Origin of the sequence: Dyadobacter luticola (assembly GCF_005860805.1) — a bacterium.
Taxonomy (GTDB): domain Bacteria; phylum Bacteroidota; class Bacteroidia; order Cytophagales; family Spirosomataceae; genus Dyadobacter; species Dyadobacter luticola.
The window spans coordinates 1059218-1072937 of the sequence record NZ_VCEJ01000002.1; the positions used below are offsets into that span (position 1 = coordinate 1059218).

The 13720-nt window shown below is 45.7% G+C and carries 18 protein-coding genes; 10 read left to right on the top strand and 8 right to left on the bottom strand.

The genetic code is table 11. The annotated features are described in order from the left end of the window. Positions 1–14: 14 nt before the first annotated feature. Together FEN17_RS04505 and FEN17_RS04510 are read left to right on the top strand one after the other, a co-directional pair. Positions 15–908, top strand: coding sequence for a helix-turn-helix domain-containing protein (locus FEN17_RS04505; protein ID WP_138364088.1), 894 nt, complete (start codon positions 15–17; stop codon positions 906–908). Between the two features lie 79 nt (positions 909–987). Continuing rightward, positions 988–1827, top strand: coding sequence for an SDR family NAD(P)-dependent oxidoreductase (locus tag FEN17_RS04510; protein ID WP_138364089.1), 840 nt, complete (start codon positions 988–990; stop codon positions 1825–1827). Here the strand turns inward: FEN17_RS04510 and FEN17_RS04515 are convergent. Further along, positions 1815–2183: a winged helix-turn-helix transcriptional regulator gene (locus FEN17_RS04515; protein WP_138364090.1), complete on the bottom strand. Its 369-nt coding sequence runs from the start codon at positions 2181–2183 to the stop codon at positions 1815–1817. The genes FEN17_RS04510 and FEN17_RS04515 overlap by 13 nt on opposite strands. 119 nt (positions 2184–2302) lie before the next feature. Here FEN17_RS04515 and FEN17_RS04520 point away from each other — a divergent pair, with 119 nt between their 5' ends. Further along, a complete protein-coding gene (locus FEN17_RS04520; protein ID WP_138364091.1) occupies positions 2303–3055 on the top strand; it encodes an SDR family NAD(P)-dependent oxidoreductase in 753 nt (250 codons plus the stop codon). A 71-nt stretch (positions 3056–3126) separates the two neighbouring features. Here the strand turns inward: FEN17_RS04520 and FEN17_RS04525 are convergent, their stop codons facing one another. Both FEN17_RS04525 and FEN17_RS04530 read right to left on the bottom strand, forming a co-directional pair. Continuing rightward, positions 3127–3624 (bottom strand): DUF4385 domain-containing protein, encoded by a 498-nt coding sequence (locus FEN17_RS04525; protein ID WP_138364092.1) that lies wholly within the window; start codon positions 3622–3624, stop codon positions 3127–3129. Between the two features lie 6 nt (positions 3625–3630). Then, positions 3631–4008 carry a DUF4174 domain-containing protein gene (locus tag FEN17_RS04530; protein ID WP_138364093.1) on the bottom strand — a complete coding sequence of 126 codons (378 nt, stop codon included), beginning with the start codon at positions 4006–4008 and terminating at the stop codon, positions 3631–3633. Positions 4009–4105: 97 nt separating this feature from the next. On the opposite strand from FEN17_RS04530, the gene FEN17_RS04535 reads away from it, so the two are divergent. Both FEN17_RS04535 and FEN17_RS27960 read left to right on the top strand, forming a co-directional pair. Then, positions 4106–4750, top strand: a complete 645-nt coding sequence (locus FEN17_RS04535) for a DUF2306 domain-containing protein (protein ID WP_138364094.1) — start codon at positions 4106–4108, stop codon at positions 4748–4750. A gap of 90 nt (positions 4751–4840) precedes the next feature. Continuing rightward, entirely contained in the window at positions 4841–5080 is a 240-nt protein-coding gene (locus FEN17_RS27960; RefSeq protein ID WP_138364095.1) for a PLD nuclease N-terminal domain-containing protein, read from the top strand. A gap of 213 nt (positions 5081–5293) precedes the next feature. Here FEN17_RS27960 and FEN17_RS04545 read toward each other — a convergent pair whose 3' ends face one another. Together FEN17_RS04545 and FEN17_RS04550 are read right to left on the bottom strand one after the other, a co-directional pair. Then, a complete protein-coding gene (locus FEN17_RS04545; protein WP_171037842.1) occupies positions 5294–5650 on the bottom strand; it encodes a hypothetical protein in 357 nt (118 codons plus the stop codon). Positions 5651–5815: 165 nt separating this feature from the next. After that, a complete protein-coding gene (locus FEN17_RS04550; RefSeq protein WP_138364097.1) occupies positions 5816–5998 on the bottom strand; it encodes a helix-turn-helix domain-containing protein in 183 nt (60 codons plus the stop codon). Positions 5999–6053: 55 nt separating this feature from the next. Here FEN17_RS04550 and FEN17_RS04555 point away from each other — a divergent pair, with 55 nt between their 5' ends. Both FEN17_RS04555 and FEN17_RS04560 read left to right on the top strand, forming a co-directional pair. After that, a complete protein-coding gene (locus tag FEN17_RS04555; RefSeq protein WP_229208691.1) occupies positions 6054–7268 on the top strand; it encodes a ligand-binding sensor domain-containing protein in 1215 nt (404 codons plus the stop codon). A 116-nt stretch (positions 7269–7384) separates the two neighbouring features. Further along, entirely contained in the window at positions 7385–7729 is a 345-nt protein-coding gene (locus tag FEN17_RS04560) for a nuclear transport factor 2 family protein (RefSeq protein WP_138364098.1), read from the top strand. 39 nt (positions 7730–7768) lie between these two features. On the opposite strand, the gene FEN17_RS04565 is transcribed toward FEN17_RS04560, so the two are convergent. Further along, positions 7769–8665, bottom strand: a complete 897-nt coding sequence (locus FEN17_RS04565; RefSeq protein WP_138364099.1) for a helix-turn-helix domain-containing protein — start codon at positions 8663–8665, stop codon at positions 7769–7771. Between the two features lie 9 nt (positions 8666–8674). After that, on the bottom strand, positions 8675–9715 hold the full coding sequence (locus FEN17_RS04570) for an NAD(P)-dependent alcohol dehydrogenase (protein ID WP_138364100.1): 1041 nt from the start codon (positions 9713–9715) through the stop codon (positions 8675–8677). A gap of 220 nt (positions 9716–9935) precedes the next feature. On the opposite strand from FEN17_RS04570, the gene FEN17_RS04575 reads away from it, so the two are divergent. The 3 genes from FEN17_RS04575 to FEN17_RS04585 all read left to right on the top strand — a co-directional run bounded on the left by FEN17_RS04575 (position 9936) and on the right by FEN17_RS04585 (position 12301). Beyond that, entirely contained in the window at positions 9936–10370 is a 435-nt protein-coding gene (locus FEN17_RS04575; protein WP_138364101.1) for a VOC family protein, read from the top strand. A 146-nt stretch (positions 10371–10516) separates the two neighbouring features. Next, on the top strand, positions 10517–11380 hold the full coding sequence (locus FEN17_RS04580; protein ID WP_138364102.1) for an AraC family transcriptional regulator: 864 nt from the start codon (positions 10517–10519) through the stop codon (positions 11378–11380). Between the two features lie 72 nt (positions 11381–11452). Continuing rightward, positions 11453–12301, top strand: coding sequence for an NAD-dependent epimerase/dehydratase family protein (locus FEN17_RS04585; RefSeq protein WP_138364103.1), 849 nt, complete (start codon positions 11453–11455; stop codon positions 12299–12301). A 4-nt stretch (positions 12302–12305) separates the two neighbouring features. On the opposite strand, the gene FEN17_RS04590 is transcribed toward FEN17_RS04585, so the two are convergent. Further along, positions 12306–13595 (bottom strand): hypothetical protein, encoded by a 1290-nt coding sequence (locus tag FEN17_RS04590; protein WP_138364104.1) that lies wholly within the window; start codon positions 13593–13595, stop codon positions 12306–12308. Positions 13596–13720: the final 125 nt, after the last annotated feature.

The following is a 13720-nucleotide window of genomic DNA, read 5'->3' on the forward strand; positions in this document are numbered from 1 at the left end:
TGATTAGCTATAATATGCTGAAAACTCAAACCCTGGAAGCCTTTTACGCATTGAAGTTTGACGAGGCACCGCCTGAACCAGGTACCGGGGACTTTAATGTTTTTCGACTGGATCTTTCCAATGGGCTTTCCCATACCATGCCCTATGCCCGGTACGATTTCTACAAAATTATGCTCATCCGCGGCAGGCACCGCTGCCATTATGCAGCCAAGAGCATCGAGTTCGATGGTAGTACGCTTCTGTTTTTCAATCCTGCGACGCCTTACAGTTTTGAACGGCTGGATGCCGGATCGACCGGGTTCTTTTGCATTTTTAAAGAAGCCTTTTTCATAGAAAATCTGAGAAATGGCATCGGTCACCTGCGGATGTTTGAGCCTGAAAATAAATCGGTGTACCATTTGGATGGAAGGCAGGATCAGGAAGTGGCCGTGCTGTTTGAGAAAATGCTGAATGAGATTCATTCAGATTATCGTTTCCGGTTTGATCTGATCCGAAACCATGTGTCCGAACTCATCCATCTGGCATTGAAAATGTTGCCTGACGAGCAGTTATACCAACATCCGGATACGAATGCACGGATTACCTCGATTTTCATCAAGCTGCTTGAAAGCCAGCTTCCGATTCAATCCAAGGATCAATGCATCTGGATGCGGTCAGCGGGAGATTTTGCCGACAGGCTTTCCGTGCATGTAAACCATCTGAACCGCGCTGTCCGCGCGGCCACCGGAAAGACGACGACAACGCACATTGCGGAGCGGATCACAGCCGAAGCCACCGCATTGTTAAAGCATACGGATTGGACTGTGTCCGAAATCAGTTATTGTCTTGGTTTCGCGCAACCAGCCCATTTCACCTATTTTTTCAGGAAGCAAACCAAGCTTACGCCCAGCGCCGTGCGGGATGTTTGAATTTCGATAGCATCCGTTTGATTGCGGTAATGCCCGGACTGGATAGCCGTCCTACTTTTGCCATATCAAAATACGGGATATGGAAAACAGAAAAACATGGTTTGTCACAGGCGCTTCAAAAGGCCTGGGATTGACATTAGTGAAGCGATTATTGCAGGCAGGCCACCAGGTAGCGGCTACTTCCCGCAACACGGCCAGCCTCATTGAGGCAGTCGGCTTTCAGGGAGATGCATTTTTACCATTAGGTGTGGAACTAGGCAGCGACGAAAGTGTGGCGGCTGCCATCGGGCAGGCGGATCAACATTTCGGCGGAATCGACGTGGTGGTTAACAATGCCGGTTACGGCATCGGCGGGAGCATGGAAGAGCTGACAGACAAAGAAGTTCGCGATAGTTTTGCCATCAATGTATTTGGTACGATCAATGTCATCCGCCACGTGCTGCCTGTGATGCGCAGGCAGGGATCAGGTCATATTATCAACATTTCTTCGATTGCTGGTATTGCCCCGAGCGCAGGCTGGTCGGTTTACGGCGCTGCAAAACACGCGGTGATCGGCCTGACCGAAGTGCTGGCTGACGATGTCCGTCACCTGGGCATCAAAGTAACGCTGGTTGCTCCCGGCGCTTTTCGCACAAACTTCAACAATCCGGATTCGCTGGTATTATCGCAGCGCAAAATCGATGCTTATTCGGAAGTGCGGTCCTTACAGGAAAAGTTTGCGGCCAAGAGCGGCACACAGGCCGGTGACCCGGCAAAGGCTGCAAAGGCCATGATGGAAGTGACCGAAATGGCACAGCCACCTTTGTATTTACTTTTGGGTAGCGATGCTTATGCGCGCGCATTCGCCAAGTTAGACCTGCTGTCTTCCTCTTACAAGGATTGGGAAGTGCTGACAAAATCGACGGATTATGATGCTTGATACTGAATCGACAGCTCGGTTTCCTTTTTGATCTGTTTCTCGCCCCATTGCCGGAGATATTCAATAAACGGGATCAGCTCCTGCCCAACTTCGGTCAAGGTATATTCAACTTTTGGCGGTACTTCGTGGTACACTTTCCGGCTGATCAGGTTATCGGCTTCCAATTCCCGCAAAGTTTGTGTCAGCATTTTGGTTGTTACATCGGGTAAAGTCCTGCCGAGCTCGCCGTAGCGCAGGATAGCATGTTCATGCAGGTACCACAGGATCCGGCCTTTGTATTTTCCGCCGATCCGTCTGAATGCGTAATCGACGGAGCATGTCGGCATATCCGGACATTCGTGTTTATTTTTCTTCATTTTAATGGATTGATAATCAGCAATAGATTCTAAATAGTATGTAAGATACAAAAAAGTACATACTTGACGTAAGGAAATGTACACCCTAGCTTTGCAGCTCATTAAAATTAGAAAATAAGATGAGCTTAAAATTGAAAGATAAAGTCGCCGTAGTGACCGGTGCATCCAAAGGAATTGGTGCAGGAATAGCAAAAGCATTTGCCAGAGAAGGCGCGAAAGTGGTTGTCAACTATGCATCCAGCAGAACCAATGCTGAGAAGGTTATCAGTGATATCATCCAAAAAGGCGGAACTGCCACGGCCATACAAGCGGACATTTCCAAATTTGATGATATCAAAAGATTACTCGACGAGACGGTAAAGACGTATGGTCAGCTCGATATTCTGGTCAATAATGCAGGTGTTTTCAAAATAGAAATGCTGGACGGAATAACGGAAGAGAGCTTTCATTTGCAGGTCAATACCCATCTGATGGGACCGATTCTGACGATTCAGCAGGCCGTCAGTTTATTTGGCGACAGGGGCGGGAGCATTATCAATGTCAGTTCAACGGTAAGTCAAAACCCGATCCCCGGTGTCATGGTGTATTCTGCAGCCAAAGCTGGTATCGACAATGTTACAAAAACATTGGCGAAAGAATTAGGTCCTAAAAACATCCGCATCAACACCATCGCCCCGGGCGTGACCGACACCGAAGGAAACCACGAAATGGGTATCATTGGCGGCGACATTGAAAAACAAATGCTTCCCCTCACACCACTGGGACGGATCGGTCAGCCGGAAGATATCGCAAAGGTTGCCGTATTTCTGGCTTCCGATGAGGCAGGCTGGGTAACAGGTGAGCGGATTACCGTTTCTGGCGGGCTTTTATAGCCGTGTAGACCTTCACTAATCTGACTCACCAAAAACGACTCGTCAGAATTGGGATGAAGCAATGTGCAAATTCAGCCAATCTTGTTTTTCCAAGCCTTTTTCATTTGCGCATACTGCTCATTACTTTCTGCTTGCTTCCACTTCTCATAAAATACTGTAGCGGCTTCGGCTTTTTCTTGTTGCCCTGTGCCTTTTTCAAGAAGCGCGTATTGATTGTCTTTATCGTATTTCTTGCCGCCCTTATAATTGGCATAGCGCCGCGCCCTGGTAAATCCCATTTGTAGGTATTTGCGGGCCATATCTGCGCCTACAAAATCTTTTTCTTTCAAGTAACTAAGGAATAGTTCATAAATCTTGCTGCTGCTTTCCTTTGCTATATCCTTAGTTTTAAATCGCCAAAATTTGCCGATCTCCGATTTGTAAGGCTCGCAGATCAAAACACCCTGCTCGCCTTTGCCGACACGGTACAGCTCCGGATGTTTTTTGTAGTCAATGTCCGGCTTCCAGGGATAGGCGCCTTCGTCAAAATTTAAATAAGATGGCGTTTCCTTTGATTGACGCTGACCCATTTGTTGCTACTTTGGATTATTACCTCGGCTGCGCTTGACCTCACTTTTTCGCATCGGCATCGCGTCAATCAGGCCAAACAACTTCTCGGCACTCACCACATCGCTGGATCTAAACTTTTCACCACCATCGCGGCCAACTAATATAAAAGTGAAGGAGCTGGCGCTGTCGATGTCCCACTTCTTCCAAGCAGACAAATTTTTCCCGGAGAAAGGGAATTTGTGCACATTAATATCACGCTCAATCATATCTTTTTGATGTGCATCCAAGATAGCCATCTGCGATTTCTGCTTTGTTAAACCGCTGTCTGTATAGAAAAGCAGTACCTGTCTCGGAGACTCAGCTGCGATCAATGTGGCAATCATTATTCCAAATAGTATTTTCATGCGAACAGTCTTTTGTAACCCAAGTTAATAACTGTTGTATAGAAGTAAAAAAGCAACTTTGCTGCCCATAAAGGCATCCTACACGAAAACGGTATCTATGACACAAAAATCAAGCCCTTCATTGAGTAGCAAAATCTCCCGGATTACGATCGCCGTGCTTGCCACGTTCATAGGATTGTACCCATTATTCTATTTTTTCCAGAACAATTTTGGAATACTGGGCAGTAAGAACAGCGCGCTATTGGCCAGCTTAGTATGGAGCTCCGCTTTTTATATACACATTACCGCCGGAGGACTGGCTCTGCTTTGCGGCTGGGTTCAATTTAATCAAAGGATCAGAATGTCATCCCCGGTACTCCACCGCAACCTTGGAAAACTATATCTGTTACTTGCACTTTGCAGTTCGGCTTCTGCTGCGTATCTGGCACTGCACGCACAGGGAGGTTGGATGGCTGCAATGGGATTTCTATGTCTGGCTATTGTCTGGTTTACCAGCACGCTGCTAGGCTATGCCAGTATTTTAAAGGGGAAGATTAATCAGCATCAAAAGTTCATGACTTACAGCTACGCCGCATGCTTTGCTGCTGTAACACTCCGCATCTTGCTACCGGTTCTAGTCGCTGTTTATCAGGATTTTACCAAAGCATATATACTTGTAGCGTGGCTATGTTGGCTCCCTAATATGTTGGTTGCGTATCTGATAACACGAAACATTAAACAATCTGAAAACGGGAATGCTTGATGGCCCGTAGTCATAAAAGATGAAAGAGTATTTGGAAAGAGGTATCCAATCTTTATATTTATGCTATTATCCAACTACTTATAAATCAGTATGGCCATATTGACCACATTGTTTGGGCTAGGAAATCAGGAGCTTTTGCTGATTTCGATTGCCATACTATTTTACTCAGTTGTGATATGGACGGTCGTCGATCTATTTTCTAATAAAGATCTACCCGCAATCCCAAAATTACTTTGGTTAATTGTAATTCTTTTCTTCCCATTTCTAGGGACGCTGATTTACCTATACTACGGAAGGTCAGCGAAACATTTGTCAAACCAAAGGCAATAGCGATATCTGCGCTAGCATCCTTAGTTTCTTGTCGAGAAAGTCCATGGTGCTGTTTTCATGAAACCTCCCAAATATGTGGCCCTTTCGGAAGTAGAAGTGGCAAGGATAGAATATCTCAGATTGGAGGGTTTCCCGAGAATTCATAATGTCAAAATATTTAGTAAAGAGTTTCTACAATTAATAATATATGGACTGTGAGTTGGTAAATTCCATTTAAATGAGTTTACTACCTTGTAGTATGTCAAGTATCTCCTCTAACTTGCCTTTCGTTATTTCCCCATTTAAATAAGGATTAGCCAGTTCAAAAATTATGTCTTCCATCATCTGATTTTCATAAGCTACATCGTCTCGACATTCGAGGATATTTGCCCATTCTTCTACGGTTTCGAACGTGATATCACCAGCAATGGCCCGATTAATAAGATATGTAAAATCACCTTTAGAGACAGTTATAAGTGCTATTTCGCTATCCCATGGATACTTATCAAGCTCCGTTTTCAAGCTGTTTAAGTTACCTTTTATTTGAACAATATCGGCTAGCAATAAAGCCCGGCTCTTAACTTTTGTCATTTTCGTTCTTATGTGCAAAACAGTTGTCTCAGTATCGAGGGCGTTATATAAAAAGAACCTTAATGTAGAGTATAATAAATAGACTTCAAATAATCTGTCTTTCCGGTATTTCCAGTTTGTATCCCTTCCCATGAACATTCGTTATTCTCAGCTCAGGATCAGCGCTTAATTTCTTTCGCAGTTTGGAATAAACATGTCCAGACTACGCCCGATGAAAACCGCTTCATTGATCCAGATTTCCTGCATCAGCGTTTCTCGGGAAATCAGTTCACCGAAATTTTTGTGTACTGTGACGGTGTAACCAGATGGAAACTGTGATGCAGTGAGCAAGTCCTCTGCCAGGATCACGAGCGAGTCGTGGTTAAAAACAAATTCATTTTCGAACCTGTGCAGAAAAATTTACATGCATTTACATCTTTTTACAATTGATTTACAAGCAGCAACAAACCGGATGTCTACATTAGGACTTGTTAAATTAAAAACAATTTACCTATTCATTAACATGGCAAAATCCGTGCACATCAGTGTCTTTTTCATTTTGATTCTATCCACTTTCTGTGAAGGACAAGGGCAAGTTGGCCTGCCAAATGAGACGAAGCCCGAACCGAAAGAATTGATTGTCTCCGGCGTACCTAAGACAATCACCCGTAATATTATGGAGGATAGTAAGGGCAATATGTGGGTTGCCGCGTTTGATGGTATTTTTCGGCAGGATTCCACACAGGCAGCAGGAAAGTCTTTTACGAACATTACTAGCGAAATAAGCTCAGCCCGTTTTTTTGATATATTGGAAGATAAGGAAGGGAACTTTTGGTTTTCGACAACCTACTCAGGAGTATACTATTACCAACCCGGGCGGGCAGGAGGAGAATCTCTTCAGCATTTTACGATCGAGGACGGGCTCGCGAGTGATCAGGTTCTTGCTATTTATGAGGATAAAAATGGCAATATCTGGTTTGGGACAAAAGCCGGTGCAAGCCGCTACAATCCTGCCCGGCGGTCCAATTCGGACGCTCAAAAGTCAGATACGCTTGGGGCAAAGGAAAAATTATTTACAACATTTAAGATGAATGAGTCGGACCGCCGAGCGGGGTCGTCACGTTTTGATCCTTACGATAACGATGTTAATTCAATTGTTGAAGACGATACGGGAAAATTTTGGTTTGGCACAAGGGGCAATACCTTCACTTTTGACGGGAAGAAGTTTACCGTTGTTACAAATCATGGTGAGCCTCTTTTTAATGTCCGAAAGATAATCAAGGATACAAAAGGTAATATTTGGCTGGCAGGCATAGAAGACGGCCTCTGGCGCATCAGTGGTAATACATTTACCAATTTTTCACAGCAACCTACCGGGTATGTTTATGAAGACAAAAAAGGGAACATCTGGACTAGTTCAAAACCTCCGTATAACGGAAGCGACAGATGGGCACTTTCACGTTATGACGTTCAAACATTGTCTGACCAGAAACCGAACGTAACCGATGTAATGGCGGAATATGAAGATTATAAAAATATGATTTTTGGCATTGCAGAAGCGAAAGATGGAAGCATCTGGTTTGGCACTTTAAGTGGTCTGTTTCGCTATGATGGAGAGGCTATCACTCCCATAAAATAAATAGGGCCACTGGAAGCGATGCATCTTCTGCATCCAGGTAGAAGAAGCTGAAATGCGTAATCATGCCGGATCCGCACATTAACTTAACTACCAATTCATCAAAAAAACCACTTCCAATGAACAACAAACAAATCCTGCAAGCCGCCAACAACGCCGTGATGCAAGGGGACAATGAAGGTTTCCTGGCTTTCTGTACGGATGATGTCGTATGGACTTTTGTCGGTGATCAGACTTTAAGAGGGAAGGAGGCCGTGCGGCAGTATATGGCCGAAACTTATTTGGAGCCGCCTCAATTTGATGTGGAAAATATGATTGAAGGAGGGGTTTACGTCACCGCGATTGGCAAGATCGATTTGAAGGATGCGGATGGAAATCTTGTCAATTATTCGTATTGCGACGTTTGGCGATTTGAGGACGGCAAAATGGCTGAACTGACGGCATTTGTTATTCAAATTTCGTAGGCAAGCTTTTCTTTGCTTAAAAGCGCTGCTACCCTTTTTTTAATTGAAACTACTCCGGTATTCCATCGGCGACATATTTGTCTTGTTTTTGAATAGCTTGTGAAACGATTGCGGATACTCAAATCCCATCTGGTAGGCGATTTCACTTACCTGTAAGTTGGTCGTTGACAACAACTGTTTGGCTTTTTCAATTACCTTGGCCTGAATGTGCTGCTGGGCTGTCTGGCCGGAGGTGATTCGCAGCATGTCGCTGAGGTAACCGGGGGAAAGGTTTAGTTCTTTTGCGATTTGCTGCACGCTAGGCAATCCTTTTTGCTGATCCCAGAATTGATCCAGGACGGTTTCGAGGCGGGTCAGGATTTCGTCATTCGCTACTTTGCGTGTAATGAATTGGCGGGCATAAAAACGGCTGCTGTACTGCAGCAAAAGCTCGATCTGGGCGATCATCACGTCCTGGCTGAAATTATCTATACTGGTCTGGTATTCACTTTCAATGTTGGTGAAGATGCCTTCAATCTTTGCCTCCTCCTCTTCCGATAAATGCAGCGCTTCGTGAAGCTCGTACGAGAAAAAATGGAAGTTCCGAATCCTGGCTGCCAGTGGCGTATTGGCGATGAAATCAGGGTGAAACATCAGCGTAATACCACCCGGTGGTTTCGTTCCCGGGCTAAGTTTCATCAGCAGTTGATGTGGAGAGATAAATGCCATCATCCCTTCATCAAAATCATAATGCCGGTGCCCGTATTTCAGCTTGCCGTCATAATTCTTCTTGATGGATATGCAAAAAAAATTGAGTGTAAAATGCTGTAATTCAGTGAGCCTATCGTAGGCAGCATGTTCATGCCGGAAAACGCTGACCAGCGGATGCTTCGGCTTGGGCAATCCGAGCAGGCGATGCTGCTCGGATATGGAATTGATGAGATATGGCTTGTTCACCTATTGAAATTACAGGGTTTTCATGTCAATGACAAAACGATATCTGACATCGCCACGCTGCATCCGGTCGTATGCGGTATGGATATCTTTGATATCGATCAGTTCAATGTCGGACACAATGCCGTGTTCTGCACAAAAATCCAGCATTTCCTGCGTCTCGGGCAACCCACCTGCGCCTGAACCGGCGATGACCTTGTTACCCATTGCCAAAGAGAATGAGCTCACTTCCCACGGCTTGGCGGGCATACCTACATTCACATAAATGCCGTTTGTTTTCAACACAGAAAGATAGGGGTTTACATCGCTGTTGCCGGAAACCGTATCCAGTACAAAATCAAAAGTCTTGAATGCCGCCTTCATCTGCGCCTCATCTTTTGAAATAATAAAATGTAATGCGCCAAGCTTCCGTGCAGCTTCCTCCTTGCCTGGTGAAGTACTCAGCACCGTTACCTCGGCTCCCAAAGCATTCCCAAATTTAACGCCCATGTGACCCAATCCGCCTAAGCCGACCACGGCCAGCTTATGACCCTTGCCCACATTCCAACGTTTCAATGGCGAGTAAGTAGTAATTCCGGCGCAAAGCAACGGTGCTACGCCAGCCAGGTCGAGCTTTTCTGAAATGTGATGCACAAAGTCTTCGTTCACCACAATCGTGTTTGAGTAACCTCCGTAAACCGGCAAACCGTCGTGACCCAGGTTATTGTACGTCTGGACTGGCGACACGGAGCAAAATTGTTCCTGGCCATTTTTACAGTCCTGACATTCCCGGCACGAATCCACCATTACGCCGACACCGCCAAGGTCGCCTATGCCGAACTTTCTGGCGTGAGCGCCCACAGCGCTGATGCGTCCAACAATTTCATGGCCGGGGACCATCGGGAAAATGCCCTCAAACCATTCGTTTCGGGTCAGGTGAATGTCGGTATGACAAACCCCGCAGTACAGAATTTCGATTTGTACGTCGTGCGCGCCGATGTCGCGTCTTTCAAATTGCCAGGGCGCCAGCGGGCTTTCCGCTGTTTGCGCCGCATATCCTTTTGCAGCTATCATAAAGTAAAATTTTATGACACAAACTTAGGAAGCACCCGGCAGCAGCGATTATCCAGATCCGGGGAAAACGTATCCGGATTTTCTCGGGATCTAAATTCATGGGCAAACCCAACTTTGGCACTATTCACCCCCTAAGATGTCGCATTTACACAGTTTCGGTGGCAGGATTATATTCCACCTTTGCATTATGCAATGTCAAAAAAACTAAAAAAATAAAACTATGAGGACAATTAATCCCTGGATCAATTTCAACGGAAATGCGGAGGAAGCATTCACTTTTTACAAATCCGTTTTTGGCGGAGAATTCTCAAAAATCGTTCGCTTCAAAGATCTGGCAAGCGATGAATTTACCATACCGGAAAGCGAGGCGAATAAGATCATGACCATCATTTTGCCTATCGGAAAGCACAATGTGCTGCTCGCCAACGATGTTCCGGAATTTATGGGACGGGTAAATGAAAATGAAAACAGGTCCAAAATTTCAATCAGTGCAGAAAGTCGTGAAGAGGCAGACAGGCTTTTCAACGGATTATCGGCCGGGGGTAGTGTAGAAGGACCGATCGGTGACAGTCCCTGGGGTACTTATGCAGGTATGTTCCGGGACAAATATGGTATCGAGTGGATCGTAGATTTTGACCCGAATTATAACGGTTAATCAAGTGCTTGAATCAGCGTTTTTGTAAAAAATGAATCAGGGGATTTGCAAACCAGATGTTTGTAAATCCCCTGATTTGCATTTCGACTAAGATACTTTGCCGTAAGTAGCTAATTTCGTAAATACGACCCGAGTACCTTTGAACCATGAAAACGACAACCCGCAAGCATTCACTGCCGCCGGATTTTAGCCAGAACGACCAGCTGCCGATCCGCATCGTATCGCCCGATTTTGGTCATTTGCCAAAGGATGTGATCGGTAAATATGGGCTTACGCGCCGGCTGCCGTACTATTTTTTCCTTTTTGTGCTGGAAGGGACGAGCCGCCACGGGGTTGATCTGGATGAATTTGAAATCGGGAAGAATGAATTGCTGTTTTCGTTGCCACATCAGATGCAGCAGCTTCCGGAAAGTGCGCATGGCAAGGATTATTACAAATTAGGTTTTGATGAGGAATGTTTGTCACGGCTGCCCAGGCAATATCCTTTTCTATTAAACCCGCTCAATCAGCATAAGATAGCATTTCCCCATGCTGCCGCAGCCAGACTTTGTTCGATTTTTGAAATATTAAAAAACCTGCTGGGTACGCCCGATACCGAACCGGACCTGATCCTGGCCCACCTGAATAGCCTGCTGACCGAGATCAACACCGCATATTTTGCCGGGCAAGAAAGGCCTGTGGATGACCGTATTTCCAAGTTTATCGGCTTCAAAGTATTTGTTGAAAATAACCTGACCGACCATCCCACCATCCGTGACATTGCAGAAGCGCTGGCGATGAGTCAGGACAGCCTGTACCAGATCGTCAAGCAGTATTCAGGACTTTCGCCTAAGGAATTTGTGACTGATAGGCTTATCCTCGAAGCGCGGCGCAGGCTTTATTATGGTGAGCGGACTTCCGTGAAAGAGCTGGCTTTTGACCTGGGTTTCAATGATCCGGATTACTTTTCAAGGCTTTTCAAGAAAGTGACCGGCAAGACCGTCGCAGGTTTTTTTCAGGATTTGTCCTGAACTGCCCGCTTTTCGTCCGGCCCATTTAAAATTCCTCTTCCGAGCTTTGTCCATCACATTAATACATGAGTTATGGACAACAAATCAGAAAAAATATTGATTACCGGCATCACTGGTCTGGTAGGTGCCCGCCTGCTTCCGAGGCTTGCAGCGGAGGGCTGGAATTGTCACGCCCTGGTTCGTGGCGGTAAACCGGTTCCGGAGGGAATTAATGCCGTGGAAGGAGATATCCTCGACGCAGAAACGCTCACAGAAGCTGTGAAAGACGCATCCGCCATTATTCACCTCGCTGCCGTATTCCGCACGGCTGATACGGATCTTATCTGGAAAAGTAACCTGGAAGGAACGCAGAATCTTATCGACGCCGCAAAAAAATATGCGCCAAATGCCCGATTCATCCTTGCCAGCACGGCGCACGTTTATAATGCAGACAATCCGCACCCTGGCCGGGAAGACGACGAACTTAATCCGCAGTTGGCTTATCCGGCAAGCAAGCTGGCAGCCGAAAACGCCCTGCGCGCAAGCGGACTCAACTGGTCGGTACTCCGGTTTCCGTTTGTATACGGCGACGGCGACAAGCACGTAGAAATGCTGCCGGAACATGTTTTGGGAAAATGGCATCCCGCAGCCAGAATGAGTATTATCCACCACCGCGACATCGCAAATGCCATCAAAATGGCGTTCGCCGGAAAGATGGATGGGCGCATTGTGAACATTTCCGACGAAGCCCCGACTTCCGTCTACGAACTCCTGCGATTGGTCGGCGTAACCATGGAATCGTCTTCGGAGCCGCTCACCAATCCCTGGCATTTACAAGTCGACAGTTCATTGGCGCGGAACCTGGGCTTTCAGCCGGAAGTGCGGACAGTTTACCAGGCAGTGGCGGAGGGTTTGCTGTGGAAATTGGCAGTAGGCTTCTAATCAATCAGAGCGCCAGACCGACACCGATATTTGTCCTGAATCCCAGCGATGTTTTGTTATTGTTTAATTGCTCTTTCACATTGTACGATGTATTAAGATCAATATAGCCGCGGCGAAATGCGCGAAGCTGAAAACCTAAAAGTGGGCCAGCCTGAATCATGTTGGTCTCACTTTTTAAATCCACGCCCCGAACGTCGGAATGTTTGCCTTTGTAGTAATTGTATTCTGTGTGGAGACCAGCATACCAGCCGGACAATCCATTACCGCCTTTGCCTCTTCTTTGCTGTTGTTTTTGCAGGAAATAATATCGCGGCTGTACTGAGAATATGGCAATCTTTTCCCTGGAATAAACGAGTGTATACGGAAATATTCTGTAAATAGGCAGGTATGTATTGGGGTCATAGCCGATTTCGATCTGATTATCGTGTCTCAGATAGTTAAATCCGTTATTCATTGCAGCATCTAATTGCACATTAACAGTCCAGGGAGAGGTTTTGATTTTTCGTTCAAATGCAACACCCACCCGAATTCTGTTTAAATAATAGCCCACCGTAAGTTCCGGCAATCTGATCTTCCACTGCTGACCCTGAAATTCATCACAACGTAAAATGTCGCAAAAAGGCGCGGTGGCCGATTTTTTCCAATCTCCGAGCGCAATGCCCATACTTGCTTGCGTCGAAAACTGCAAACCTGTCGCTCCAAATCCGTATGAGTAATCAAAAACTGATTTGAAAAGGGCAAAGGAAAAATCCATATAGCCATGATTTAGAAAGCGTCTTTGAAATCCAAACTTTATTCCTGCCTTCGGATCATTTTCAACGGTACCGGGAATGTTAAAGAATAATGCGGCATAATTTCCGCTGAAATTGTTGGCACTTTTTCCGGACTTGATACGTCGGCGCATGTTGACAAACCAGCGAAGCTGCGCATCAATAACCGTATTTTGCCAGGATTCCCTGATCGGCGCATTTACGCCGTAAAGCGGAAAATGTCCCGACAATGCCAGCGAAAAGGCGGGGAGAAACTTTACTTCATAGCCCAGATGAAGCGATAAATTGTTGAGGGTTTTATCATCGCTCAGCGGGTAGGGGACTGCCTGATAATATTGCGACAATCCCAGTTTAAACATATTGCGAGTGGGCACTTTGGTCATAAAGACATTTTCATATCTGTCGATAAACCGCTGTTTTACAAGCGTATCCGGCTCTTGTGAAAATGTTACCGCAGTTTTTTCCTGAGCAAAAACATTTCCGGCAGAAATGATCGCAATCAGGGTTATTAGATTTTTTATCAATACTAAAAACGAAGGAGAAATTTTTAACATTTCTGGGCAGTGCTATATTTCAATGTAGGTTCAACCTAATAAATGCAGGTTGATTGAAACAAGGAGGCTGGAATGTTTACAAATCGTTGTATGCG